At 70.2% G+C, this 26,436-nt stretch carries 17 protein-coding genes and 1 tRNA gene; 8 read left to right on the forward strand and 10 right to left on the reverse strand.

What is annotated here, in order from left to right; all coding sequences use genetic code 11:
* Positions 1-6 precede the first annotated feature (6 nt).
* A complete protein-coding gene (locus tag F573_RS0108430) occupies positions 7-1,098 on the reverse strand; it encodes a hypothetical protein (RefSeq protein WP_019022205.1) in 1,092 nt (363 codons plus the stop codon).
* Positions 1,099-1,250: 152 nt separating this feature from the next.
* Between F573_RS0108430 and F573_RS0108435 the strand changes: the two genes are divergently transcribed.
* Both F573_RS0108435 and F573_RS0108440 read left to right on the forward strand, forming a co-directional pair.
* Positions 1,251-2,573: a DNA repair exonuclease gene (locus tag F573_RS0108435; protein WP_019022206.1), complete on the forward strand. Its 1,323-nt coding sequence runs from the start codon at positions 1,251-1,253 to the stop codon at positions 2,571-2,573.
* Complete coding sequence (locus F573_RS0108440; RefSeq protein WP_019022207.1) at positions 2,570-6,139, forward strand: hypothetical protein; 3,570 nt, start codon at positions 2,570-2,572, stop codon at positions 6,137-6,139. The genes F573_RS0108435 and F573_RS0108440 overlap by 4 nt, the downstream gene beginning before the upstream one ends.
* A 49-nt stretch (positions 6,140-6,188) precedes the next feature.
* Here F573_RS0108440 and F573_RS0108445 read toward each other — a convergent pair whose 3' ends face one another.
* From F573_RS0108445 to F573_RS0108470, 6 genes are all read right to left on the reverse strand, one after another.
* Positions 6,189-8,078, reverse strand: a complete 1,890-nt coding sequence (locus F573_RS0108445) for a DEAD/DEAH box helicase (protein WP_019022208.1) — start codon at positions 8,076-8,078, stop codon at positions 6,189-6,191.
* A 118-nt stretch (positions 8,079-8,196) separates the two neighbouring features.
* Entirely contained in the window at positions 8,197-9,198 is a 1,002-nt protein-coding gene (locus tag F573_RS0108450; RefSeq protein ID WP_026300862.1) for a diguanylate cyclase domain-containing protein, read from the reverse strand.
* Between the two features lie 221 nt (positions 9,199-9,419).
* A complete protein-coding gene (locus F573_RS0108455; RefSeq protein WP_019022210.1) occupies positions 9,420-11,945 on the reverse strand; it encodes a VWA domain-containing protein in 2,526 nt (841 codons plus the stop codon).
* Positions 11,946-12,058: 113 nt separating this feature from the next.
* Complete coding sequence (locus F573_RS0108460; RefSeq protein WP_019022211.1) at positions 12,059-13,159, reverse strand: acyltransferase family protein; 1,101 nt, start codon at positions 13,157-13,159, stop codon at positions 12,059-12,061.
* A 233-nt stretch (positions 13,160-13,392) separates the two neighbouring features.
* Positions 13,393-13,965: a hypothetical protein gene (locus F573_RS0108465; RefSeq protein WP_019022212.1), complete on the reverse strand. Its 573-nt coding sequence runs from the start codon at positions 13,963-13,965 to the stop codon at positions 13,393-13,395.
* A 205-nt stretch (positions 13,966-14,170) separates the two neighbouring features.
* Complete coding sequence (locus F573_RS0108470; protein WP_019022213.1) at positions 14,171-16,816, reverse strand: AMP-binding protein; 2,646 nt, start codon at positions 16,814-16,816, stop codon at positions 14,171-14,173.
* A gap of 127 nt (positions 16,817-16,943) precedes the next feature.
* Between F573_RS0108470 and F573_RS0108475 the strand changes: the two genes are divergently transcribed.
* The 6 genes from F573_RS0108475 (at position 16,944) to F573_RS0108500 (ending at position 24,948) form a co-directional block, all read left to right on the forward strand.
* Positions 16,944-18,746 carry a glycoside hydrolase family 15 protein gene (locus F573_RS0108475; RefSeq protein ID WP_019022214.1) on the forward strand — a complete coding sequence of 601 codons (1,803 nt, stop codon included), beginning with the start codon at positions 16,944-16,946 and terminating at the stop codon, positions 18,744-18,746.
* Between the two features lie 58 nt (positions 18,747-18,804).
* Entirely contained in the window at positions 18,805-21,462 is a 2,658-nt protein-coding gene (gene treY, locus F573_RS0108480) for a malto-oligosyltrehalose synthase (protein WP_019022215.1), read from the forward strand.
* Entirely contained in the window at positions 21,459-23,213 is a 1,755-nt protein-coding gene (gene treZ / locus F573_RS0108485; RefSeq protein ID WP_019022216.1) for a malto-oligosyltrehalose trehalohydrolase, read from the forward strand. Before treY ends, treZ begins: the two co-directional genes overlap by 4 nt.
* A 105-nt stretch (positions 23,214-23,318) precedes the next feature.
* Positions 23,319-24,059, forward strand: a complete 741-nt coding sequence (locus F573_RS0108490) for a bifunctional 2-polyprenyl-6-hydroxyphenol methylase/3-demethylubiquinol 3-O-methyltransferase UbiG (RefSeq protein WP_019022217.1) — start codon at positions 23,319-23,321, stop codon at positions 24,057-24,059.
* 92 nt (positions 24,060-24,151) lie between these two features.
* Entirely contained in the window at positions 24,152-24,358 is a 207-nt protein-coding gene (locus F573_RS0108495; protein ID WP_019022218.1) for a hypothetical protein, read from the forward strand.
* A gap of 68 nt (positions 24,359-24,426) precedes the next feature.
* Positions 24,427-24,948 (forward strand): MOSC domain-containing protein, encoded by a 522-nt coding sequence (locus F573_RS0108500; RefSeq protein WP_019022219.1) that lies wholly within the window; start codon positions 24,427-24,429, stop codon positions 24,946-24,948.
* Between the two features lie 16 nt (positions 24,949-24,964).
* On the opposite strand, the gene F573_RS0108505 is transcribed toward F573_RS0108500, so the two are convergent.
* From F573_RS0108505 to F573_RS0108515, 3 genes are all read right to left on the reverse strand, one after another.
* Positions 24,965-25,309 carry a hypothetical protein gene (locus tag F573_RS0108505; protein WP_019022220.1) on the reverse strand — a complete coding sequence of 115 codons (345 nt, stop codon included), beginning with the start codon at positions 25,307-25,309 and terminating at the stop codon, positions 24,965-24,967.
* Between the two features lie 198 nt (positions 25,310-25,507).
* Positions 25,508-25,584 (reverse strand) — tRNA-Arg (locus tag F573_RS0108510).
* Positions 25,585-25,648: 64 nt separating this feature from the next.
* On the reverse strand, positions 25,649-26,362 hold the full coding sequence (locus F573_RS0108515; protein ID WP_019022221.1) for an MBL fold metallo-hydrolase: 714 nt from the start codon (positions 26,360-26,362) through the stop codon (positions 25,649-25,651).
* Between the last annotated feature and the right edge of the window lie 74 nt (positions 26,363-26,436).

Consider the following 26,436-nt stretch of genomic DNA (forward strand, 5'->3'; position numbering starts at 1 on the left):
GCGTTCCTAACGCCCCGATCCGGGGTCGTCCCGACCACGGTCTTCCCGATCCTGCTCGCCGGAGCCCGTTGTCGGGGCATCAGGGTCAGCCCCCTCGCTACCACCGCTGGCGGCACCGGCCGTCGCCATGCCATCGGCCTCATCGGAACGCCCGGAGCCTCCGGTCCAGGCGGCGGCCTTCTGGCGCATCTCGCCAAACTTGCCGGTCAGTTTTTCCAGCCGCCCCTCCCATTCCGGGTCGGGGTCCTGGCCCTCGGTCACGCGGTTGAATACCTGCATCAGCGCGACCATGCCCACCGGTTCGATCACCGCCTGCTTCACGCCCCAGGCCAGCACCAGGGCGATGATCACCGTCAGCGGGCCGGCCAGCGCCGGGATCAGCGCCACCAGCCCGGCGATCGGTGCGAGGATGATCAGGAACACGACGAAGGTCATGCCCCAGATGAAGAACGCGAGGAAGAATGCATTCTTCAGGAACGCCTTGTAGTTCTGCGCGTACAGGATCAGCGCGGTGCGGCTGGCCGCCCACGGATTATCGGCCCGGGTGCGGATGTTGTAGGCCAGGATCACTTCGTCCAGGTAGGTCAGCGACAGGTTGATGACCGTGTTGATGAAGCTCGCCAGCCCCCTGGTCCCGGGCAGCGGGATCAACGCCGCGATGCTGAAGAAGGCTCGGTTGAAGACCTTGAGCACGCCCTTGATCAGCTGGTCCACCGCGAACAGCACCGAGGCCTGGGCAAAGCGCTCGCGCACCACCTCGCGCGCGTGCTCGATCTGGCCGCGGCCCTGCGGCAGCTCCTGCCCGTCCATGCGCTCCACCAGCACCGCGATATGCCCGGCCTTCACGATGTACAGCAGGTATTCGCGGAAGAAGTACACCACCGCGCCCACCAGGCCGAAGCCGATGAAGCCGCCCCACAGACCGAATACCCCGGGGTTGTCGCCGATATACCCGATCCCGTAGCCGAGGCCCGCACCGACCCCCGTGCCAATCACGTACGCCAGCGTGATCCCCACGTAGATGACGAAACGGAACACCAGAAACGGTGCGGTACTGCGCAGCAGACCCAGGGTCTCCCGCATGCTGAAGTCCTTCATGGCGTTGCCCCCCCGAAAAGGTCCCGTTGTGATGCACCAGCATCACCCACAGGGGACACTCCTGTCCCCCTCCGGATACAGGGGGCGGGCCCACTTCTCCCCTGCCTCCGGCGGTGCGACCATAGGGCCCCGAACACCGGAAAGGGATCTCCATGCCCGTTCGAATCCTCGCCGTGGGCGACATGCACCTGGGCCGCCGTCCCTCCCGGCTGCCGGCCGCGCTGGCCGACGACGGCGCGCGCCTGGGGCCGGCCGAGGCCTGGGAGCGCTGTGTCCGCCTGGCCATCGAACAGCAGGTGGACGCGGTGGCACTGGCCGGGGACCTGGTCGAACGCGAGGACGACTTCTTCGAGGCCTACCGGCAGCTGCGCACCGGCATCGACCGTCTGACCGGGGCCGGCATCCGCGTGGCGGGCGTGGCCGGCAACCACGACGTGGCCGTGCTGCCGCGTCTGGCCGATGAACTCGAGGGCTTCCACCTGCTGGGCCGTGGCGGGGCCTGGGAAAGCGTCACCCTGGGGACCGGCGAAGACCGCGTAACCCTGCACGGCTGGTCATTCCCGTCGCGGCGGGTGACCACCAGCCCGCTCGCCGGACACGACTTCCACGCGAACGAAGGGGCCGCGGCCGGCGTTCAGCTGGGCCTGCTGCACGCCGACCGCGACGCGCGCGACTCGCACTACGCCCCGGTGCGCTCGGCCGAACTGGCCGGCGCCGGACTGGATGCCTGGCTGCTGGGGCATATCCATCGCCCGGACGCCCTCGACGCGGCGGGCACGAACGGGCGCTACACCGGCGGTTACCTCGGCTCCATTACCGGCCTGCACCCCGGCGAACACGGCGCGCGCGGCCCGTGGCTGCTGACCGTGGCGGCGGGCCGCATCCGAGCGATCGAACAGCAGTGCCTCGCTCCGTTGCACTGGGCCCGCGTCGACCTGGACCTGACCGGCCTCGAGACCGCCGAACAGGCCCGCACCGGCCTGCTGCAGCAGTTGCGCGAGCTGGAAGCGGGACTGGACGCCCGCCCGGTCCCGCCGCGCGCGCTGGGCCTGCGCCTGCGCCTGACCGGGGCCACCACCCTCGCCGGCGAGGTGGCACACCAGCTGGACGGGCATCGCGAGGAAAGCATCGCCGCCAGCCCCGAGCGCTTCACCTTCATCGAGCGCATCCTCGCCGATACCCGGCCGCCGGTCGATCTGGACGAGCTGGCCCGCCGGCAGGACCACGCCGGGCTGCTGGCCCGCCGGCTGCGCGACCTGCACCGCCCGGCCGACGACCCCGACCGCCGCGCGCTGATCGAACGCGCACGCGACGAGCTGGCACCGGTCGCCGACGACGCCCGCTGGCAGGGCCTGCCCGCGGCGGCACTGGATGAAGAAACCATCGCCGAGCACCTGACTGACACCGGCAGCCGCCTGCTGGAACGCCTGCTGGCCGAAACCGACGCCGAGACCGACACGGAGGCCGGCGCGTGAAACTGCAATCCATCGAGATCCGCCGGCTGCCCGGCATCGACCGGGGCTTCGTCATCGACGCCCTGGACCCGGCGGTCAACTTCGTCACCGGGCCGAATGCTTCCGGCAAGAGCAGCCTGATCCGCGCCCTGCGCCATCTGCTGGCCGGGCATCGCCCGGGCGACCCGCACCAGCTGTCGCTGACCGCCGGCTTCGACGACGGGCGCCATCTGTGGACCGTAGACCGCAACGGCGCGCATGTAACGTGGCAGTGTGATGGTCGCCCGACCGAACCGCCCGCCCCGCCCCCGCCGGATCTGCTCGACAGCTACCTGATCGGCGTCGAGGACCTGGTGCAGATCCAGGGCAGCGGCGAGCAGGCCCTCGCCCGCCAGCTGCGCCGGGAACTCAACGGCGGGCTGGATCTGCCCGCACTGCGCGACGAGCTGTTCCCGCATGCCCCGCGCGCCGGACACCGCGAGCGTCAGGCGCTGGAACGGGCCCGCCAGCAGCGCGAGGAGGTCGAGCGAGAACAGCGCCAGGCCGCCGCCGGGGAACAGCGCCTGCCGGAACTGGACCGCGAGATCGCGCAGGCCATGGAGGCGCAGGAAGAGCAGCAGGCCCTGGAGACCGCACTGCGCCTGCTGGACACCGAACAGGCGCTGCGCGGGACCGCCGCACGCCTGGAAGACTTCCCGCCCGACATGGAGCGCCTGACCGGCCGCGAACCGGAACGCCTCGCCGCACTGGACCGCCGCCGCGAGCACGCCCGCGAAGAACTCGCCCGCACGGAACAGGCCCGCCGGCAGGCCGACGAGCGGCTGGCACGCACCGGCCTGGAGGACGCCCGCCCGGATCCCGCCGAACTCGAACGCTTGCGCGGGCGTCTGGAGGCCCTGCACCATCAGGAACGGGCACTGGCCGATGCCGACACCGCCTGTGCCGACGCGCGTACCGCGCGCGACCGGGCCCTCGCCCGGCTCGCCGGCCGCGAGGACTCCGCCCGCGGACTGCCACAACTGGACGACGCCAGCCTCGACCGGGCGCACGATCTCGCCCGCCGCCGGCGCGAGCTGGAAGACCGCCGCACCGTCCTCGAGAACCGGGTGCAGGGTGCCCCGGAGTCCTCCCCGGAAGAGGAGCTGGAACGCCACGAACGCGGCGCCCGGCTGCTGTACGACTGGCTGGCCCTGCCGTCGCCGGCCGACCGCGAGCGTCCCGTCCTCCCGACCGTGCTCGGGGCTGGCCTGGGCGCCATCATCGCCGTGGTTGGCGGCCTCGTCGGCCCCGGCTGGCTGGCTGCCGTGGGCGGCGGCGTGATGCTGCTGGCGCTGCTGCCGCTGCGGTTTCCCGGGATGATCTCCGGGATCCTGCCGGATCGTCTGCGCCGCTCGGCCGAAGCGCTGGCCGCGGACGCCCGCCGCGACCAGCTGACCCGGGAGTTCACGGCGCTGGGCCTGGACAAGGCCCCCGATGCGCCGTGGGACCCGGCCGGCGTGCGCGCCTGTCTCGAGGCCATCGAACGCCGCCGCGATACACTGCGGCTGGACCGCCAGCGTTTCGAGGAGGCCCGCACGCTGCGGTCCGAGCGCGACAGCGTGGACCGACAGTTGCAGGAACTGGAACAGGAAGAGGCCGCCTTCGCACGCGAAGCCGGCTTCGACCCGACGCTTGCCGGGCGGCTCGACGATTTCCTCCAGCGCACCCGCGAGCTGCAGCAGGCCGAGCTGGCCCTGCAGCAAGCCGAAGCCCGGCGGGCGGACACCGCCGGCCGCGTCCGGGCCCTGTCCACGGAACTGCGCGAAGCCCTCGCCCGCTGGCCCGGCACCAAAACCGACGCCGCGCCCGACGCATCCCCGGCCCACGTCGATCTGGCGCCTGCCGTGGCCGCCCTGCGCGAGCGCGCCGACGAGGCCGCAGAGGCCGAGCGCGAGGCCGCCGAGAAGGAACGCGAGGCGCGGCGGCTGCGGGACACGCTGGAGGAGATCGAGCAGGAAACCGCCCGCGAGCTGGCCGAGGTCGGCCTGGGGCCGGATCAGCGCGGCATTCTGGAACAGCGTCTGGAGCAGCACGAGGCGTGGCGCGAACTGCGGGACCAGCGGGAAGAACAGCGCCGGCGCCGCGACGACCTCGCGCGCGAACTGGAGGCCCGTCCGGACCTGCTCGCCCTGGCCGGCACGCAGGATTCCCCCGGCGAGCGCGACACCCTGGCCCGGCGCCACACCGAGGCGGTCGACCGCGCCGCACGGCTGGAGGAACTGCGCGAGGAACGCAGCCAGATCCGGGAACGCATCCGCCAGACCGGGCTCAAGGGGGAACGCGAACGGGCCATGGCGGCCGAACAGGGCGCGCGCGAGGCGCTGGAGCAGCACCGCGCCAGGGCCCTCGAAAGCACCGCCGGCCGGTTCCTGCTGGACGACATCCAGGACGAGTTCCGCCGCGAGGAAGAACCCGAGCTGCTGCGCCGCGCGCGCGAGGCCTTCGCCCGCTTCACCCACCACCAGTGGACCCTGCGGTTGAGCGACGAGGACGACGGCTTCCTCGGCGAGGACCGCGTGCAGGGGGCCCTGCGCACCCCCGGCGAGCTTTCCACCGCTACCCGCATGCAGCTGCTGCTGGCCCTGCGTCTGGCCCGCGTGGAGACCCGCGAGGCCGGCGACGGATCACGGCGCTGGCCGCTGCTGATCGACGAAGCCCTGGCCACTACCGACCCCGAACGCGCCGGCGTGATGTTCCGCACCCTGCGCGAACTCGCGCAGGATCGACAGATCCTGTATCTGGCGGCCAGCGACTACGAGGTGCAGCTGTGGCAGCAGGCCACCGGCGAGTCACCTCACCGGGTCGACCTGCAGGCCGTACGCGGCATCGCGATGGACAAGTCCGGGGAAGGCTCGGGGCGGACTCCGGCCCGTTTCCGCCTTCCCGCCGCGCCGACCATCCCCGAACCCGGCGACCGGGACATCGCCAGCTGGGCCCGCGAGCTGGGGGTCCCGAGCCCGGAACCGACGGCTCCGGCCGAAGAGGTCCATCTGCTGCACGTGCTGTTCGACGACCCGGCCACCGCGCGGAGCCTGATGCAGGACTGGCGGGTGGAGCGGGTCGGACCGCTGCGCAGCCTGCTGGACAGCCGGATCGCCGCCCGCGCCCTGCCCGAGACACGCCGGCGCACCACCCTGGCCCATCGCAGCATGGCTCTGGAGCACTGGCTGGACGCCTGGCGGATCGGCCATGGCGAACCGGTGAACCGGGGAATCCTGGAACAGGCGCACGCGGACGGCGTGCTGACCGACAACACGCTCGAGGGCGTGGTACGACGTGCGGAAGAAACGGGGGGTGACCCTGTAGAGCTGCTGGAGGGCCTGCGCCAGGATCCGATCACCATGGCCAGCGGCACCGAGCAGCGCCTGCGGACCAGGCAGCGTGAACAGCTGGAGTCCTGGCTGAAGGAACACGGCCTGCTGGACGAGCGTGACCCGCTCACGCCGGAGCAGCGCCGCCAGTACGTCCTGGAACGCGTGCCCGCGGATGCCGACCCGGGCGACATCCAGCGCCTGATCGACCACCTGGAGCACGAAACCGGCGACTGACTCCCCGCCATGCGCCGCCCCATCCGCCATCCGGATGGGGCGGTCGCGGTCAGCCGTTGGCGGCCTTGCGGCGGATGCCCAGGGTTCCGGTACTGTTCTTGCTCTGGCCCTTGCCCGAAGCCCGTCCGGAGCCCTTGCCCGTCGCCTGATACGCGGGGCGCTTGCCGGTCGCCGGCTTGCCACCGGCGGGCTTGCGGGATGCGGGCTTCGACTTGCGCGCCGGCGCGTCGTGGCTCGGGCCCTGCGGGGCCGGGATCTCCAGCGTCAGGCCGAGGCGGCGGTTGGCGACGTGAATGCCGCCCAGCTTGCGGATCGCGCCCTCGTCCAGGCTCTCCGGCAGGTCCACGTGCGAGTGCTCCTGCTGCAGCCCGATACGGCCGATGTCGCGGCCCTTGAGCCCGCCCTCGTTCGCCAGCGCGCCGACGATCGCGCCCGGCGCGACGCCGTGCGTGCGTCCCACGGGCATGTAGTAGCGCACCATGCCGGATTCGGGGCCCGCATCACGATCGCCCTGACGACCGCCTTCGCGGCGCTTGTTGGTACGCTCGCCACGATCCCGGCCGCCGGAGCGGTCGTCGCGACCGGCACGGGCCGCACCGGCCAGCGGGTCGGCACCGGCGGTGGCGGAGGCATCCAGCGGGGAGCCCTCGGTGGCCAGGGCCACCAGGGCGCCGGCCAGATCCTGCGGCGAGGTCTCGCCATCGGCCAGCAGGCGTTCCACCAGGGCCGCGTGACGGCCCCCGGCGTCATCCGCCACGGCAGCCCGCACGCGTTCGGCGAATCGATCCTCGCGCCGTGCCCGAACCGCCTCGCGGTCGGGCACGGCCTGTTCACGTACGGACTTGCCGGTCAGACGCTCGATGTCTTTCAGCATGCGCCGCTTGCGCGGTTCCAGGAACAGGATCGCCCGGCCCTTGCGCCCGGCGCGGCCGGTACGCCCGATCCGATGCACGTAGACCTCGGCATCGCCCGGGGCATCGAAGTTGAACACGTGGCTGATGCGCGGGACGTCGATCCCGCGCGCGGCCACGTCGGTGGCCACGATCACGTCCAGACGACCGTCGCGCAGGTTGGCGACCACGCGCTCGCGCTCGCCCTGCTCCATGTCGCCGTTCAGCGCCGAGGCGGCCACGCCGGCGGCGCCCAGCCGGTCGGCGATCTCGACCGTCGCGGCCTTGGTGCGGGCAAAGACCACCGCCGCATCCAGATCCGGCTCGGTCTCCATCAGGCGGGTCAGGGCCTCGAGCTTGTTGCGCTGATCGACCAGGCAGTAGCTCTGGTCGATGTCGACGCCGGCCTCGTTGCCCGCACCCACGCGGATCTCTTCCGGTTCGCGCATGTGACGGTGCGCGATGCGCCGGATCGGCGCCGGCATGGTCGCGGAGAACAGCGTGGTCTGGCGCTCGGCCGGGGTCTGCTCCAGCAGCCACTCGATCTCCTCGACGAAGCCCATGCGCAGCATCTCGTCGGCCTCGTCCAGCACCACCATGCGCAGGCTGGACAGGTCGAGGCTCCCGCGGCGGACGTGGTCGGCCACGCGGCCGGGCGTACCGACCACCACCTGGGCCCCGTCGCGCAGGGCACGCAGCTGCTGACCCATCGGCTGGCCGCCGTAGACCGGCAGGATCTCGATGCCGTCCAGACCCGCCGCGAAACCGCTCAGGGCGTCGGCCACCTGACCGGCCAGCTCGCGGGTGGGGGCCAGCACCAGCGCCTGCGGCGCCTTCAGGGCCGCGTCCACGCCATCCACCAGCGGCAGGCCGAACGCGCCGGTCTTGCCGGTGCCGGTCTGGGCCTCGCCCAGCACGTCGCAACCACCCAGCAGGGCGGGGATGCAGGCGGCCTGGACCGCGGTGGGGGTGGCAAAGCCCAGATTCGACAGGGCACGGACCAGCGACTCGGACAGACCGAGCTGGTCAAAGGAGGGAGATTCGGACATCACACAGTACTCACACGGGCCGGAAACAGCGACGGCACTGGCGTGCCCCGGGCCCGGCGAAAAGGAATGACCACACGGTCAGCTTCGCACTATACACGAAACGCGAGAGCCGTGGGGGTCAGCCGCGCTCCACGCGATCGCGTCCGCCGGCCTTGGCGGCATACAGGGCCAGGTCCGCACGCGCCATCAGGGTTTCATGAGTATCCCCGGCACGAGCCTCCACCACGCCCAGACTGCCGGTCACGGAGACCCCGTCGGGATCGCGCAGGCCGTGGATCTCGCCACGGATGGTCTCCGCAAGATGCCAGGCGACGGTCAGATCCATCTCGTGCGCGATAATGACAGACTCCTCGCCGCCCCAGCGCCCGACGTGGCCCGCGCCCTCGACAGTCCGCGCCAGGATGCCGGACAGCGCCTTCAGGATCCGGTCTCCCTCGAGGTGACCGTGCACGTCGTTGATCCGCTTGAACCGATCCAGATCCAGCAGAATCACGGCCAGCGTCGAGGCCCCGCCACCCGTCTGCGCAAGGGCCCGTTGCAGGGTTTCATCGATGCTGCGACGGTTGGCCAGGCCGGTCAGCGAATCGGTGCGAGCGAGACGATCGATCCGTGCCAGCGCCTCGTGGAGCTCGGCCGTGCGCTCGTCCACCCTTCGCTCCAGCACCGCATTGCGGTCTTCCAGCTCCTTGGCCGGGTAGGCTTCATCGTCACCGTGCTCCACACCGGGGAAGGACACGTGGATGTGCTCCAGGCGCCAGACGTCATCGTGCCGGCTCCACACCAGGCTGTGTCGCACTCCGTTGAAGCGCACGGCCTGACGCGCAATGGTCGTGTGCAGATCCAGCACACAGCTGGCGATCGCCACCCCTGGCGCCGGCTGCGACACATGCAGATCCCGCAGGGAGTATTGCACCGGATTCGGCGCCTGCTCGATGTCGTGCCGGTAGAGCTGCTCGGACGCCTCCCGGGTAAAGCAGACCTCGCCGGAACCGGTCCCGATGCCGTGCATGGAGGGGCTCAGCAGCTCACATGTAGCAACGAGGTCGCGCTCGCGGAAGTAGCGATCGAAATACCGCTCCACCGCCGCCCGGACTTCTGCTTCGGTTGATAAAGCCGTCATTGCCGATGATCCACCATGTACGAGGTGCTGCCCGGGGCGTCCTGCAGGCCTGAAACAGGCCATATTGTGCACCCGCCGGGGGCATACGGGCGAATCCTTCCGCCCGGTCCGCTCCCCGGTCCGAACATGGCACCGGCCTCGCCCGTCGCTGACCTGGTGTACGGCCTGCGCCGGGTCGACCAGGGGCGCCTGCCCCTGGTGAAAGCCTGAGCCCCCGGCTCCTATTCCACCTCCAGCGGGATGCTCTCGAGCACCTCGCCGCTGTCGGAAGCGCGGTAGCGGATCTCGTAGCTGCCCGCACTGGAAGGCGCGAACAGCTGCACCGGACTGCCCTGCGAGGCCCGTGCATCCTGCACCGCGCTGTCGTCCGGGTCCGCGCCGGCCTTGACGATCTCGATCAGATCCTCGAAGCGCCCCGGTCCGGTGAAGCTCACCTCCACCGTACTCCGGGCGGCCACGGAATCTTCGGCCGAAAGGGTCACATCGGTACCGCCGACGGTAATCGGAATGGCCTCCAGGGTGCGGCCGGACTCGTGGATCACGTAGCGGATCTCGTACTCGCCCTCCTCGTCCGGCGCGGTCAGGGTCTCGGTGTCGCCGGAGACACGACTGCTGGCGCTGCGGCTGTCACCGCTGTCACCTTCGGGCGCGTCCGGCTCCACGATGGCCACGAAGTCGTTGCGATTCTCCGGTCCCTCCCACCGCACTTCGAAATCGGCACCCGGCAGCACGATGTCCGGCGCTTCCAGCGACGCCTCGACCGGGGTCAGCGTCACCTCCTGCGAGGCCAGCACCCGGCGACTCTCGCGAAGCACATAGCGCACCTCGTGGGTACCCAGCGCATCCGGGGCCTGGATGGTCACCGGCTCGCCGTCTTCCGAAACCCGGGTGTTGGCGCGGCGGGAATGCCCGGTTTCATCGTCCGGCGCCCCCGCCGCCACGATCGCGATGTAATCGTTCCGGTTGACCGGACCTTCCCATTCGACCTCGAACCGCGACCCGGCCGGAACCTCTTCGGGTGGCGAGACGGACGCCTCCACCGGGGTCAGCGTCACCTCCTGGGAGGCCAGCACCCGGCGACTGTCGCGCAGCACGTAGCGCACCTCGTAGGTGCCCAGCGCATCCGGGGCCTGGATGGTCACCGGCTCGCCGTCCTCCGAAACCCGCGCAGTGGCCCGCCGGCCATGCCCGGTGTCGTCGTCCGGGGCCCCGGCTTCCACGATCGCGATGTAGTCGTTCCGGTTGACCGGACCTTCCCACTCGACCTCGAACTGCGCCCCGGCCGAAACCTCCTCGGATGCGAAAACGGTTGCCTCCACCGGCTCCAGCTCGATGGTACGAGTGGCCAGGACCGCCCCCGTTTCCCGATGCACGTAACGCAGCTCGTGGGGCCCGAGGGCATCCGGCATCTGCAGGGTTACCTGCTCCTCGCCCTGCACGCGGTCGCTGGCGCGGCGTGAATGGCCCGTATCATCCTCGGGCGCGCCCGGCTCCACCACGGCAATGAAGTCGCGATCCTCGCCGGGCCCGTCCCAGCCGACGTCGACCATTGAACCGACGCCGGCGGTGTCCGGAGCGTGGATCTCGGCGTCCGGCAGCTCCTGTTCGAGCGTCACGACCACTTCCCGGTCTTCCTCGAGGGTCGCCGTCTCCCGCGCATCACCGCTCGTCGCACCGCGTTCCGCAGTGATGCGGTATTCCCCGGGCTCCAGGTGGAGTTCCAGCGGATCGGTATCCTCGCTGCGAACCTCGACCGCGTCCTCGGTCTCCACGTTCAGTGCGACCCAGTCGACCCCGTCCAGGGCTTCCCCGGTTTCGGCATCCTCGGCACTCAGCTCCAGCGTGGCCTGCGTCTTCGCCATCATGATGTCGACCGGCTCGTCGGTCTGCGGGGTGATCTCGAACTCGGTCCCGCCGGCGAAGACCTCCGCTTCGGCCTCGACCGTGTAATGACCGGGCATCAGCTCCAGGTCGATGATGCCCCGCGACTCCCCGGAGAAGATCGACTCGCCCGCCTCCTCGGCGACGTCCCAGTCCACCCGGCGCACGTGCTCTTCGGGATTGCGTTCGTCCAGCGCGCGCAGCTGCACACGCAGCGCCTCGGGTTCCGCTACCGCGATCTCGTCCAGGGCGGCACTGAGTTCCTCGCCGGATTGCGTGGTGAACAGCTGGCCACCGGTCTGCTCCGGCACACAGGAAAGGGTCTGAACCTCTTCCTCCTCGAGCGCAAAGCCGACCACATGGGCGCGCAGGTCGATGCCCTCCTCCGCCATCTCGGCGGCCAGCGCACAGGGATCGCCACCGCAGTTTTCCAGGCCATCGGTCACCAGGATGATGTCCGCGGACTCGGCCGTGCGCGGGATCATCTCCCGGGCCCTGGCCATGGAGTCGGTCAGCGGCGTCATGCCCTGCGGATTGAGATCGTGGATCGTGCGCGCGATCTCGTCACCCTCGTGGGTACCCAGCGGCAGCACGGCCTCGATGTCGTCGCAGTCCCCTCGGCGGGTATGCCCGTAGGCCACCACACCGAAGGGAATGCTGGCGTCGCGACTGGCCGCGAACTCGTCGACCACCTCGCGCGCCACCTCGATGCGCGACTTGTCGTCTTCCATCCTCGCCCACATGGACCCCGAGGCATCGAACACCATGATGCTCACGTGATCATCGGCCATCACCGGCGACGCCACGCCGAATGCGCCGGCCAGCAAACCGCCGGCCACGGCCCGGCGCCAGAGTTTTCCGTACATTGTCCGCTCCCCTCAGTGCCATTGATTGGCCCGATGTTCCCCTTGAGAGGATCGCGCAATGCACAAAAGAACGCCCCCTCCAAAAGGAGGGGGCGACACGGCTCAAAGCCCGTTCAGCGAGGCCGGTCCTGGCCCTGCCGCCGCGCGATCCACGGCAGAAACAGCAGGCTCTCCAGCGGACCGCGGTGGAACCGTGAACGCCACAGGACCGCGAAGGCGGCGAAGGCCGCCATCGCCAGCAGGGTCACCACGGTCGCGATCGCGGGGGAGTCCATCACGTGGTCGTCCAGGCCCGAACTCTCGAGTGTCTCCCGCAGCATCCAGAGCACCAGGAGGTGGGTCACGTAGAAGGTCAGCGCCAGCTGCCCGGACGCGATCAGGGGCCACAGCCAGCGGCGCGTCCGATCGGCGAGGAGCAGGCACAGCCCCAGTACCGCGCCGGCGGTCAGCACCGAGCCGGCCAGCCACAACAGCATCTGACTGTGAGGCTGCGTGACCAGCAGCCGGTTCCAGCCCCAGTCGTCGGCATCCACTCCCAGCGCCCGCTGCAGCCCGGCGCTGGCCAGCAGCACCCCGGCCGTCCCCACCGCCCCGACCACGACCAGACGCCGGCGCACGGCGGTACTGCGCAGATCGAGCCGGCCCAGCCACATCCCGACCGCAAACGGCACGATCCAGGTCACCAGCGGATACGGGCCGGACAGCACCAGACGGTGCAGCATCTCGCCCGCGGCAAGCCCCGGCATCACGGGCGAACGGTCGAACACCTCGGGGCTAGTCAGCTGCCCGTGCAGAAAGATCGCCGGACCGAGAGCCAGCATCAATGCAGCGATGGCCAGCAGTCCGGGTGACGGCATGCGCAGCATGGCGATCGCCAGCACGAACAGAGCCGCGTAGGCCGGCAGGATCACGTAGATGGCGTCGGGCTCCAGGGCTTGCAGCCCGAGCCCGATCAGGAACAGCAGCGCGGCCCGCCACAGCAACTGGGCCTCGGCCCCGCCGCGTCGCGGACGCCGGGAGGCGGCCAGGAAAGATACGCCCACCCCGGCCAGCAGCATGAACAGCACCGACGCCCGACCCTGAGGCAACGCGTACAGCTGCCCGCCGAGCGTCTCCAGGCCCACCGGCCCGACATGCGCCGACAGCATGCCGGCCACGGCCAGCGCACGCGCCAGATCCAGGCCCTCCAGGCGCGATGCCGAGAGGGCGGTCATGCGGCCACCCTGCTCGCGCCAGCAACTTCGGCCCCGAGCTCGAAGTTCGGGGTTATGTGTCGAAACGCGACAGGTCGGCGCGACCCATGTGGCACATTGCCACACCCGCGGCACCCGGGCGTACGGCGCCCCCCGCGAGCCCGGATCCGGATTCGTTGTGTCCCCGTCCAGTCCATGCCGGAGGGACTAGCAAATCGCCGGCCACTCCGGGAACGGACAGGTCTCCGGGTCGATCAGACCTGAATGTTGACGCTGGAGCCGGTGGTATCCGGGCCCGTGCTGGCCAGGCTGCCGTCCGCCATGAAGGTGGAGCCCATCTCTTCCTCGGCGCCCGGTTCGTCCTGCGCGGCGCCGTTATCCGGGTTGCCAGAGCCGGTGTCCGTCGAGGAATCGCCCGCCTGCATCTCCGAATCGACGGACAGTCCGGTATCGATCTCGCCCGCGGACTGCGTCGCTTCGGTGCCGCCAATTCCGGAGGTACTCCCGGTGTTGCCGGTGGAACCGGTCGGAGCCGCCGGGCTCTGGGTAGCGGCTGCCTGGGTGGCGTTCTGTGCGGGCTGGGCCTGTCCCATGGCCGGGCTGGCTGCGGCCTGAGCCGGCTGCGCCGCCTGCATGCCGCCCTGTGCGCCCGCCTGGGCCGGTTGGGCCTGCTGCGCCGCGGCCATGCCGGCGGCCTGCCCGCTCGCCTGGCCCGCCGGGTTCTGCCCGGCCGCGGCCGCGGGCCCCTGATTCCCGGCGCCATTCGGTCCGTTCATGCCCGCCGTCTGGGCCATGGTGGCCGGATTGGGTCCGATACTGTTGATCATGGCGTGCTCCTGCTCGAAAGGTTTTCCCGCTCCAAATGAACGGAGCCGGGGCAACCTTGCCAAGCGAAACGCATGCCAGAATCTTCCCGAGCACGGCCGCGCCGCTCCATGCGGCGCCCCGGATCCTCACGCATCCCCGGATCGTTCCAGTGTCCCCGGAGCACCCTTGCCGATCATTTCCGGCATTCGGCATGCGGCAACCGGGTCATTTCTGCCCCAGTTCCTCCAGTGCCGCCTGGAGGTCGCGGACGATCGCCCGTTCATCCCCGCCGGCGGTCGTCGGATCCACCGGGTCCCCGATCACGATGCGCACCTTCTTGCCCGGCCGCGGGAGACGCTGCCCCGGGGCCATCACCTCGCGCGTGCCCTCGATCCACACGGGCACGACGGGGACGGGCTGCGCGGCCAGCACCAGCCCGATGCCGGGACGCAGGGGCTGCAGGCTTCCGTCCGGCGAGCGCTGGCCCTCGGGGAACCAGATCAGTCCGTGACCGCGCTGCAGACTGGCCGCCGCAAGGGCCAGGCTGCGACGCGGTGCGGCCCCGGGGTCCACCGGCAGGATCCGCGCCGTGCGGCTGAAGGCCCGCGACAGCGGGCCGGTGAACAGGTACCCCTGCAGTCCCGCCCAGTACAGCGACTCGAGACGCTGCCGGTCCAGCGCCGGCAACAGCGCGAGCGCATCGACGAAGCTCAGATGGCGCGGGGCGATCACGTACGGGGCGCTGGCGGGGAACTGACCGTGCACCTCCACGCGCATCAGCAGCCGGGAGAGCACGCGCGCGCCGGCCAGCAACACCATCCCCGCGGCGCGGCGCAGCGGGCCGGGCGCTTCCAGCGCGGTCTGCTGGTCGGCCTCCAGCAGCGACTCCGGATCCGCGAGCTGTTCCTTCAGATCGGCCTGCCCCTCGCGGGCCACGCCCGCGGCGGCCGCCTCCTGCAGCAGATCGCGCACCGTTTCGACCCGTTCGATCGCCGTGTCGTCCAGATCGATCCCGGCGCGATCCTGCAGCGCCAGGGTCAGGTCGACCCAGCTCAGCGAATCGATGCCCAGCTCCTCGGCCAGACCGGTGTCCGGGGTCAGGCGCCGGTCGTGGAAACGCTCGGCGAGGTAGTTCCAGGTGCGCTCGGCGCCCGGGTCGGACAGCAGCTGCTGGTCCTCCGGGGCCATGGATTCCGGCGACACCGGCTCCGGGCGGGCGCGCGAGACCGCGTCCTCGCGCCCCAGCTCCTCGAACAGTTCTTCCAGCTTGTGCCGGCGCAGCTTGCCCAGACGCGTGCGCGGCAGGGGATCGAGCGCGACGCGCACCACGCCCGGGCGGTGATGGGTGGGCAGCGACTTGGCCGCTTCGTTGACGGCCTCGCGGGTCCGCCGTTCGAGCTCTTCGCCGGCGGCCTCACGCATCAGGCCTGCATCCGGCACCGCCACGACCGCCAGCCGGTCGTCATGCTCCAGCACGCCCGCCTCGCGGATCCCTTCGGCCGACTGCAGCGCGCCCTCCACGCGTTCCGGATCGATGTTCTCGCCACCCGAGAGCACGATCATGGCCGATTCCCGACCGTGCAGATAAAGGAATCCATCCGCATCGATCTCGCCGGTATCTCCGGTACGGTACCAGCCGTCCGCGTCCAGGACCTTCGCGGTCTTTTCCGGGAGATTGAGATAGCCGGCGAATACGTTCGGCCCGCGGGCCATCACCTCGCCCCGGCCATCGCCGGAGCCGCTGTCGTCGATGGCCAGTTCGACCCCCGGCAGCGCCACCCCCGCGGCGTCCAGACGCACCCGCTCCGGCGGGTTGTAGGTCAGGATCGGCGACGTCTCGCTGAGGCCGTAGCCCGTCGCCACCTCCCAGCCCAGTGCCTGCAGGTTGCGGCCCAGCGCGGGGTCGAGCGCCGCGCCGCCGGCCACCACCATGCGCAGGCGCGGCGCCAGGCGCTGGTGCAGACTTCCGAACAGACGACGACCCAGGCGCAGACCGAAGCGCTGGCGCGCCTGTTTCGACAGCCCCAGCATCGCGCGGAACAGCAGCGCCGCTACCCGCCCCCGGCCGGCCACGCGATCCTGCAGCGCCTTCCACACGGCCTCGTAGAGCCGGGGCACGCCCAGCATCACGGTCGCCTCGCCATCGCGCAGGCCGCGCACGATCTGTGGCCCGACCAGCGAAAACGGCACGATAATGGACGCACCCAGGGTCAGCGGCACCAGGATGCCGACCGTGAACGGATACACGTGGTGGAACGGCAGCGGCACCAGCACTCGATCCTTATGGTCCGCGACCTCTTCGGCGCACAGGGCCTCCACGTTGCTGGCCAGGTTGCGGTGGGTCAGCGGCACGCCCTTGGGCGGACCGGTGGTGCCGGAGGTGTAGAACACCGCGGCCACATCCCCGGCCTGCGCGACCGACCCGGCGGGCTCGGCCTGCAGCAGGCTCGCCCAGGCATTCGGGGCATCCTCTGCGGCGTCGAACAGGCGGACCTGCCAGTCACCGGGGACATCCGCCAGCCGCTCTTCCAGCCCCGAGGTAGTGAAGACGAAGCGCGGAGCCGAGTCCGCAAGGACGTGGTACAGGTCCTCGGACGGCATCTGCGTATCCAGGGGCACCACGCTACCGCCGGCATTCATCACGCCCAGCGCCGAGACGATCCAGTCCGGGCTGTTGGGGGCCAGCAGTACCACGCGGTCCCCGCGTTCCAGGCCCGCCGCGCGCAGCCCGGCCGCCAGTCTCGCGGCCCTTTCGAGCAGTTCGGCCCACTCGGTGGTCTCGTGGCCATCGCGGGTCATGGCCACCACCGCCTCGCGACCCGACTCGGGGGAACGCGAGGCGAGGAGTTCGTCGACGGTCTGAACGCTCATCCGCTGGCCTCCGGCGGGACGGCGCCCGCGCAACGTGGTGGGCAGTGCGGTTTCCATCATACGCATTGACAGGATTCGTCACGAAACCCCAATCTTCTGGCTAACGACAAGACTGCAGGGGGTTCCGTTGAACGCCACCGAGCTGCCCCCGTACCCGCGCGATGGCTACCTCCCGATCGAGGACCACGGGCTGATCGGCGACGGCACCACCGCGGCCCTGGTGGGGCGCGACGGCTCCATCTCCTGGCTCTGCGTCCCGCGGTTCGATTCCGACGCCCTGTTCTGCGGCCTGCTGGACCATCGCAACGGCGGTTCCTTCACGGTGGCCCCGGAAAACCTGACCGCTGCCACGCAGCGCTACGAGCCGGACACCGGGGTGCTCGTAACGGACGTTTCGGGGCCGGAGGGACGCGTCCGCGTGACCGACGCGCTGACCTTCCGCGCCGGCGCCGACCTGTCCGAAGATGCCCCCGCCGGGCGCGGCGAACTCCTGCGGATGATCGAGGTGGTGGAGGGGCGCGTGCGCCTGCGGGTCCGGCTGGAACCGCGCGGTGACACCGAGTGCCGACCGCATGCCGCGGGCCTGCAGCTGCGCCTGCAGCGTCGCCCGGAGCTCGAGCCGCACCTGACCTCCTCGCTCCCGCTGGCCGGGCTGGACACCACCCACGAGCTGTCCGCGGGCGAACGCCACCACCTCATCCTCAGCTGGGAATCCGCGGGGCACCGCTTCCATCCCCGCCCGCCGGAAGAACTCCTCGCGGACACCATCGCGGTCTGGCGCGACTGGATGCGCTCGTTCCGCTACCAGGGTCCGCAGACGGCACTGGTCCGCCGCTCCGCAATCACCCTGAAGATGATGGATTACACCGCGACCGGCGCGATGATCGCCGCGCCCACCTCCTCGCTGCCGGAGGCGATCGGGGGACCGCGCAACTGGGATTACCGCTATGCCTGGATCCGCGACGCGGCCTTCTCGGTCTATGCGCTTGCCCAGATCGGCATGGGGCACGAGGCCGAGGGTTTTCTTGGCTGGGTACTCGATGCGGTGGACCGGGCCGGGCGGCCACGCGTGCTGTATGACGTGGACGGCCACGCTCCGCCACCGGAATGGCATGACCCCGGACTCGAGGGCTACCGCGGGTCCGCACCGGTACGGTGGGGCAATGCCGCCGCCGAGCAACGCCAGCATGACGTGTTCGGCGAGATCATGGACTGCGCCTGGCAATGGGTGCGTCGCGGCGGCGCACTCGAACCCGCGCTATGGGACCGGCTGCGGCGCCTCGTGGAAGCGGCGGCGAGGGAATGGCAGACGCCCGACCACGGGATCTGGGAGGTGCGTACGCCGGGGCGCCCGTTCACCTATTCCGCGGCGCTGTGCGCGGTGGCACTGGACCGGGGGGCGCGCATGGCCCGGTCCATGGGCATGGAGTCCGATGCCCGACGCTGGGAACTCGAGTGCGAGCGGATCCGCACGGCCATCCTCGAGCAGGCCTGGGACCCGCAGCAGCAGACCCTGACCGAACACCTCGGCGGCGGCGGGATCGACGCCAGCCTGCTTGCCCTGCCCCTGCGGCGGGTGATTCCCGCCGACCATCCGCGCATGATCGCCACCACTCGCGCGGTGGTGCGTCGGCTGGGCGCCGGCGACGGACTGCTGTTCCGCTACCTTCCCGATGAATCCCCCGACGGACTGGCCGGCCACGAGGGCGCCTTCCTGCTGTGCAGCTTCTGGCTGGCCGACAACCTTCTGGGCCAGGGCGAACGGGACGCGGCGATGGAGCTCTTCGAATCGCTGTGCGCCCGAGCCAGCCCGCTGGGCCTGCTGCCGGAACAGATCGACCCCGCCAGCGGGGCCTTTCTCGGCAACTTCCCGCAGGCGTTCAGTCACGTCGGGCTGATCTCCACCGGGATCAACCTGGGCCGGACCTGATCCGCATCCGACCCGGCCGGGCGTTCCGGTTTTGACGGTTTCGTGCTATGAGAGAGGGGTGAGCGCTCGACCCGTCGCAACCTACCGTCTCCAGCTGCATCCGGGGTTCACCCTGGATGACGCAGCCGCGGTCGTGCCGTATCTGGCGGATCTGGGCATCAGCCATGTCTACCTGTCGCCGTTCCTGCAGGCGGTGTCCGGCAGCACCCATGGCTACGGTGTCGTCGACCCGGGCCGCGTGAATGCCGAACTGGGCGGCGAAGCCGCGCGCGAACGGCTGAACGTCGCCCTCGCCCGCGCCGGCATGGGACAGGTGCTGGACATTGTTCCCAATCACATGGCGATCGCCGGCGACCAGAACCCCTGGTGGTGGGATGTCCTCGAAAACGGGCCCTCCAGCCGCCACGCCCCCTGGTTCGACGTCGACTGGGCAGCCGCGGAAGAGCGCTGGCCCGACAAGGTATTGCTGCCGGTACTCGGCGACCATTACGGCCGCATCCTCGAGGCGGGCGAACTGCAGCTGCGGTTCGCCGAAGGCCGGTTCACGCTGCACTATTACGAACACCGTTTCCCCGTCGACCCCTCCTCGCTGCATGACCTGCTCCAGCGGGTCTACCGGCGCAGCGGCCCGGAGCTGCTCGGCTTTCTGGCCGAGTCCTGCGCACGCCTGCCACGCCCGCGGGTAACCGGCGGCGAGCCGGCCGAACGGCGCCGGCGCGACCAGGAGGTGATCCACCGGCTGCTGGACGAGACCTGCCGCGACAATGCCGGGACCCGCGCCGCCGTACAGGCCGAGGTCGATGCCATCAACGCCAGCCCCGATGCGCTGGACGCCCTGATCGGTGAACAGAACTACCGGCTTGCCTGGTGGCGCACCGCCGCAGAGGATCTGGGCTACCGCCGCTTCTTCGACATCAACGACCTGGCCGGGCTGCGCGTGGAGCGACGCGTGGTCTTTGACGCGATCCATGAGCTGCCCCTGCGCTGGACGGCCGAAGGCACCGTGGACGGTCTGCGGGTCGACCACCCCGACGGGATGCGGGACCCCGAAGAATACTTCCGGCGCCTGCGCGAGGCCTGCCCGGAGGCCTGGATCGTGGCGGAGAAGATCCTGGAACCCGGCGAGCGCCTGCCGCCACAGTGGCCGATCGCGGGGACCACGGGCTACGACTTTCTGAACCGGGTCCAGGGCCTGTTCGTGGACCCCGCCGGGGAGCCCCCGATGACCGCGCTGTACGAGAACTTTACCGGGGAGCCCGCGGATTTCGGCACCGTGGTGGTCGCGAGCAAGCGCCAGGTCCTGCGCGAGCTTCTCGGCAGCGAGCTCCATCGGCTGACCTCGCTGTTCGTGCTGATCTGCGAACGTCATCGCCGCCACCGCGATTACACCCGCGAGCAGCTGCATCACGTGCTGCTGGAGGTCGCCGCCCGCTTTCCCGTCTACCGCACCTACCTGGCGCGGGACGCCGACGTGACCGAGGCCGATGCCCGCTGCATCCGGAGCGCCATCGAACAGGCGCATGCCGAAGCCCCGGAGCTGGATGCCGAGCTCCTGGACTTCCTGCGCGCCCTGCTCTCGCTGGAGGTGGAAGGGGAACAGGAGGCCGAACTGGCCCTGCGCTTTCAGCAGCTCACCGGCCCGGCGATGGCCAAGGGCGTGGAGGACACCGCCTTTTACCGGTTTCATCGGCTCGTGGCACTCAACGAGGTGGGCGGCGCGCCGGACCGGTTCGGGGTATCCCCCGCGGATTTCCATCGCGCCTGTCGCGAGGCACTGGAGCAGCACCCTGACACCATGCTCGCCACCTCGACCCACGACACCAAGCGCAGCGAGGACGTACGCGCCCGCCTGCTGCTGTTGTCGGAGATCCCGCAGGACTGGGGCCGTACCGTGGAGAAATGGCGCGAGCGCAACGCCCGTCACCGTGCGAGTACCGGTCCCGACCCCGCGACGGAATACCTGATCTACCAGACCCTGGTGGGCGCCTGGCCCATCGACCAGGAACGCCTCTGCGCCTACCTGGAGAAGGCCATCCGCGAGGCAAAGCAGCACACGCGCTGGACCCGGACCGACCCGGACTACGAACGGGCCGTAATGGATTTCGCCCGCGGCCTGCTGGAGGACCGAGCATTCGTCGAGGCGCTCGAGGCCTTCGTCCGGCCGCTAGTGGCGCCCGGACGGGTCAACAGCCTGGCGCAGACCCTGATCAAGTGCACGGCACCCGGGGTGCCGGACACCTACCAGGGGACGGAGCTGTGGGATCTCAGCCTGGTGGACCCCGACAACCGGCGGCCGGTGGATTTTCGGCTACGTCGTGACCTGCTGACCCGACTGGACGTGCTGCCGCCCGCCCGGATTATGGATCACGCCGATAAAGGCCTGCCGAAGCTGTGGCTGCTGCGCGAGGCGCTGGCCCTGCGCCGGCGCCGACCCGGGGCGTTCGGGGCCAACGGCGGCTATCAGCCAGTCGCCGCGCGGGGACCCCGGGCCGACCACGCCGTAGCCTTTTTCCGCGGCGACCAGGTGCTGACCGTGGTGCCCCGGCTGATACTCGGACTGGCCGACGACTGGCAGGACACCTTACTTCCCCTGCCACCGGGACACTGGCGGAACATCCTCACGGGGGAAGACCTCGAAGGCGGCGACATCCCGCTCGCGGGTCTGCTGGCCGCGTTCCCGGTCGCCCTTCTGGAGCGGGTGGGAGCGCCACAGTGACGCGGGTGACGGTCTGGGCCCCGCACGCCGGCCACGTCACGCTGGAATGCGCCGGCGAACGGTTCCCGATGGCGCGCCGCGAGGGTGGCTGGTGGGCGGTGGACGCGCCCGCCCTGACGCACGGCGTGGACTACGCCTTCCGGGTCGACGATCACGGCCCCTTCCCCGACCCGCGTTCACCCTGGCAGCCACAGGGCGTCCACGGGCCGTCGCGCTGGCTGGAGCATTCCCGGTTCCACTGGAGCGATGCCGGATGGCGCGCCCCGCCGCTGGCCTCCGCGCTCATCATGGAGATCCACGTCGGGACCTTCACGCCGGCCGGCACCTTCGATGCAGTGATCGACCGCCTGGACCACCTCGTCCGGCTGGGCACCACCCACATCGAGCTGATGCCGGTGGCCGAGTTCCCCGGCGACCGCGGCTGGGGCTACGACGGGACCAGCCTGTTCGCCCCGCATCACGCCCTGGGCGGCCCGGACGGGCTGAAGCGCCTGGTGAACACCTGCCACCGACACGGCCTCGCCGTGCTCCTGGATGTCGTTTACAACCACCCGGGTCCGGACGGCAATTATCTCGGTCAGTTCGGTCCCTATTTCACCGACACCTACAGCACGTCCTGGGGCGATGCCGTCAACCTCGACGGCCCCGACAGCGACGAGGTGCGACGCTTCTTCCTCGACAACGCCCTTATGTGGCTGCGCGACTATCACTTCGACGGCCTGCGCCTGGACGCGGTCCATGCCATCGTCGACACCTCCGCGACCCACCTGCTGGAGGCCCTCGCCGACGAGGTTCGGCACCTGGAGACGCAGACCGGCCGACCGCTGGCGCTGATCGCCGAAAGCGATGCGAACGATCCGCGCCTGATCCGGCCGGTCGAGGTCGGCGGGTACGGCCTGGATGCGCAGTGGAACGAGGATTTTCACCACGCCCTGCACGCCCTGCTGACCGGCGAATCGCAGGGCTATTTCGCGGATTTCGGGCGTCTGGAAGAATTTGCCCGCGTGCTCACCCGCGGCTTCGCCCTGGACGGACGCTACTCCCGCTACCGCCGGCGGGCGCACGGCCGGCCGGCCAGTGACGTGCCGGGGCGACGTTTCGTCGGCTGCCTGCAGAACCACGACCAGATCGGCAACCGGGCGACCGGCGAACGCAGCAGCCATCTCCTGTCGCCGGGGCTCCTCAAGGTCGGGGCCGCACTGGTGCTGACCTCGCCGTTCATCCCCCTGCTGTTCCAGGGCGAGGAATGGGCCGCGTCCACGCCGTTTTTGTACTTCACCGACCACCGCGACGCGGATCTGGCCGCGGCGGTGTGTCAGGGGCGCCGCGAGGAATTCGCCGGGTTCGGCCACGATCCCGCGCGCATCCCCGACCCGCAGGCGGCCGAAACCTTCGAGCGCTCGCGGCTCGACTGGGATGAACCGCTGCATGCACCCCATGCGGACCTCCTCGAGTGGCACCGTGCCCTGATCCGGCTCCGCCATTCCCGAGCCGCCCTCGCCGAGGATCGTCTCGACCGCATGCGCGTGGAATTCGACGAATCCCGCCGCTGGCTCCTGCTGCTGCGTCCGGATCTGGTGGTGGCCTGCAATCTCGCCGCCCGGCCGCAGACCCTCACCCTGCCCCCGGAGGCCTCGCACCTGTCCCTGCACCTGCGTTCCGAGCCGGACATCCGGCTGGATCACACCGGGCTCCGGCTGCCCGCGGAAGCGGTCGCCGTGCTTGCCGGGCCGGACGCGCCGCAGGACTGAGAACGTGACGCATTCCCCTTTTTGCCAGTAGCACCCGGAACCGCCACCTGCGTCCCCCGGCCCGGGCGACTACACTGGGCCCCACGCTCAACACCGGCCCTCCCCATGACGCACGATCCAGCCACCCCTCCGGCATCGGAGGTCAGCGACGTCAACCAGCGCTTCTACGACCAGCTATGGGCGGACAGCCGGCTGGTGCGCCCCGAACGCTTCAACACCTGGGACCTGGTTTCCGGCCTGGCCCAGAGTCACGACCGGCGACTCGAGGTCGGACCCGGCATGCGCCCGCGACTGCCCGTCGAGAACACCCACTTCGTCGACATCAGCCCGCCGGCGCTGGACACCCTCGCCGCCGAGGGCGGCATCACGCATACCGCGCCGGTCTCCGAACTGCCGCACGCCGACGACAGCTTCGGTCTGGTGAGCGCCCTGGACATCATCGAACACGTGGAGGACGACGAGGCCGCACTGGCGGAGATCAGCCGGGTGGCCGAACCCGGCGCACAGGTCCTGCTCTCCACCCCGCTCCACCCCGAATACTGGACGCCGTTCGACGACATCGTCGGCCACTATCGCCGCTATGAACCCGACCACCTCATGGACCTGCTCGACCGCCACGGGCTCGAGGTGGAACAAAGCGCGATCTTCGGCATGAAACCCCGCTCTTCGCAGCTGAACGACCTGGGCATGTGGTTCCTCGAGCGCCGCCGGCCCGTAGCCATGAAGGTCTACAACCGCTTTCTCATGCCCCTGGGCCTGCGCCTGCAGAAACCGCTGAAACTCCATTCCGGCATGGTCGCCACCGACGGCGTCGAAGAAGTCTTCCTGGTCTGCCGGCAACGTTGATGAGACCCGCGCCCCAGCCGCGTACTTTTCAAGGCACGGGTGTTCCGGCCAGACTGTAGCCCTGTCCACCCCGCAAGGCCCCTCCCATGCGAATGCATCACTGCGCGCGCCCGCTGCTCCTCCTCGCCATCATCCTGCCGCTTGCCAGCGGCTGCGCAGCCGTCAGCGTGGCCAGCTCGGCCACCAGTGCCGCCGTCAGCGTCACCACCGGCACCGTCAAGGCCACCGGCAGCACCGCGGCCGCCCTGGGGCGCACCATCACCCCCAGCGGCGAGGAAGACGAGGACAAAGAAGAATAGCGCGCCGGCGCCGTCATCCTGCCGCCGGAGGCCGGAGGCATCCGCCGGTGTACGGGACACCCTGAACCATGCTCCCCCTCTTCCGCCGCCGCACCGCGACCGGCACGCTGGAGGCCATCTGGATCGCCGAACACGCCGGCGCGCCGATGACTGCATGCGAGCGCATCGAAGTCGACCCTGCGGGCCTGCAGGGGGATCGCTACCGGCACGGTCGCGGGCACTGGCACACGGTCGAGGCCTGTCGCGTCACCCTGATCGGCACCGAGGAACTCGAACGGGCCGGTCGCCGTGCGCGACGCCTGCGCCAGCCCGCCGAGCCTGCGCCCGGCGAACACCGTCGCAATCTGGTGGTATCCGGCCTGGGACGCAGTCCCCGCGAGGGCGAGCTGCGTATCGGCGAAACGCGCTTCGTGATCGAACGCCCCCGACCGCCCTGCGGCTGGCTCAACCAGGTCGTCGGCTACAACCTTGCGGCCGCCCTGCGCCACGACAGCGGCATCTGCCTGCGCCCGCTGGAGGCCAGCACCCTGTGGGTCGGCGATCCCGTCGAGTGGCGTGCAGTCGCGCGGGACGGTCCCGGAGGGCGATGAACCCGAGGGGCCGGACTCAGAGCGGCCGCCACGCCTCGTAGCCGCAGCTCATGCAGTGGTAGAGCGCCTCGTAGTGCCCTGCTCGCGTCGCGCTCTCGCGGATGGTGCCCTCCTGAAACGTGAACCCGCGCAGGGTGCAGCGGGGACATTTCTCGATCGGGTCGCGCGGCGGCCGCGGCTCCTCGGATTCCCCCGTGCCCTGGCGGCCTTCGAACTCGGCGGCCGCCTCAATGGCCTGATTGAGATTGCGGGTCAACTCGGCCGCGAGCCGTTGGGCGGCAGCCTGGTCATCACGCGCCAGGGCCTCGAGACGGGCGAGACTGTCGCGGACATTTCGCAGTCGGGCAGCGATTTCGGTCATGCGGGTCCCCTTGGCATCCGATCCCGGACGATACCCCGTTCGCACCCGGTCCGTCATGGGTACGGGCACCCGGGCACATCACACTGGACGGCACGGTCCATGCCCCGAACTTGCCACCAGCGGGGCACAGAGGGCTGGAGAGCCCTAAATGAAAAAGGGACCAGCGACTGTAAGTCACTGATCCCTTTCTCGAAATAATGGCGCGCCCGGGAGGATTCGAACCTCCGACCGCCTGGTTCGTAGCCAGGTACTCTATCCAGCTGAGCTACGGGCGCGTCGACTGAAACGCGAATTATGGGGATCCGGACCGAGTGATGCAAGCCCCCCGGCCGAATCCTTTCAGCGCTTGCGCGGCACGGGGTGATACGGCTGGCTGCGAACGCGGTCGTGTTCGTGCATGCGGTAGTGCACGAAGTCATCCACCGCCTCGAAGTGCATGAAGGGGTTGCCCTCTTCTTCCTCGGCCAGAGTGGATTCGGACTTTTCCGCGTAGTTGTGGCCGGGATGGATGCAGGTGTGCTCCGGCAGGCCCTCGCGCAGGCCCTTCAGGGTGTGGAACATCTGCTCGGGGTCGCCGCCGTGCAGATCGCAACGGCCGCAGCCGAACACGAACAGGGTATCCCCGGTAATCAGGTCGTCGCCGGCCGGCATGTGGAAACAGGTCGAGCCCGGGGTGTGGCCGGGGGTGTGCAGCAGGCGGATCTCGGTGTCGCCGAGCATGAAGCGATCGCCACCGTGGTGCAGCTGCGGCTGTTCCAGATCGCGGCCCCAGAACTCCGCCTCGGGCTTGAGCAGGTGCAGACGCGCCGAGGGGTTGTACTCGAGGATCGCCTCGATGCCGTTGATGTGGTCGTGATGGCTGTGGGTCAGCAGGATGTCGCTGATCTCCACCTCCTGTTCCCGCGCCTGGCGCAGGATCGCGTCGGGGTCCCAGGCAGGGTCGACCACGGCGGCGCGCCGGCTGCCGACATCTTCGATCAGGTAGACGAAGTTCTCCATGGGACCGAGTTCCTGGCGATGGATCCGATAGGGAAGCGCACTGGACTGGGGCATTGGCTGTCTCCGTGGTGATGTCCGTGGTAATGCTGTCGCGATTCCGGCCCGGAACGCGGGCCGGCTACCATAAG

This window comes from Thioalkalivibrio sp. ALE23 (assembly GCF_000378545.1).
Lineage (GTDB): Bacteria > Pseudomonadota > Gammaproteobacteria > Ectothiorhodospirales > Ectothiorhodospiraceae > Thioalkalivibrio.

Excerpts from the sequence above, each read along its gene's own strand:
- F573_RS0108450 (WP_026300862.1), bottom strand. The coding sequence starts at position 9,198 with ATGACGGCTTTATCAACCGAAGCAGAAGTCCGGGCGGCGGTGGAGCGG.
- F573_RS0108430 (WP_019022205.1), bottom strand. The coding sequence starts at position 1,098 with ATGAAGGACTTCAGCATGCGGGAGACCCTGGGTCTGCTGCGCAGTACC.
- F573_RS0108515 (WP_019022221.1), bottom strand. The coding sequence starts at position 26,362 with ATGCCCCAGTCCAGTGCGCTTCCCTATCGGATCCATCGCCAGGAACTC.
- F573_RS0108495 (WP_019022218.1), top strand. The coding sequence starts at position 24,152 with ATGCATCACTGCGCGCGCCCGCTGCTCCTCCTCGCCATCATCCTGCCG.
- F573_RS0108505 (WP_019022220.1), bottom strand. The coding sequence starts at position 25,309 with ATGACCGAAATCGCTGCCCGACTGCGAAATGTCCGCGACAGTCTCGCC.
- F573_RS0108445 (WP_019022208.1), bottom strand. The coding sequence starts at position 8,078 with ATGTCCGAATCTCCCTCCTTTGACCAGCTCGGTCTGTCCGAGTCGCTG.
- F573_RS0108465 (WP_019022212.1), bottom strand. The coding sequence starts at position 13,965 with ATGATCAACAGTATCGGACCCAATCCGGCCACCATGGCCCAGACGGCG.
- F573_RS0108455 (WP_019022210.1), bottom strand. The coding sequence starts at position 11,945 with ATGTACGGAAAACTCTGGCGCCGGGCCGTGGCCGGCGGTTTGCTGGCC.
- F573_RS0108500 (WP_019022219.1), top strand. The coding sequence starts at position 24,427 with ATGCTCCCCCTCTTCCGCCGCCGCACCGCGACCGGCACGCTGGAGGCC.
- F573_RS0108490 (WP_019022217.1), top strand. The coding sequence starts at position 23,319 with ATGACGCACGATCCAGCCACCCCTCCGGCATCGGAGGTCAGCGACGTC.
- F573_RS0108470 (WP_019022213.1), bottom strand. The coding sequence starts at position 16,816 with ATGAGCGTTCAGACCGTCGACGAACTCCTCGCCTCGCGTTCCCCCGAG.
- F573_RS0108460 (WP_019022211.1), bottom strand. The coding sequence starts at position 13,159 with ATGACCGCCCTCTCGGCATCGCGCCTGGAGGGCCTGGATCTGGCGCGT.
- F573_RS0108435 (WP_019022206.1), top strand. The coding sequence starts at position 1,251 with ATGCCCGTTCGAATCCTCGCCGTGGGCGACATGCACCTGGGCCGCCGT.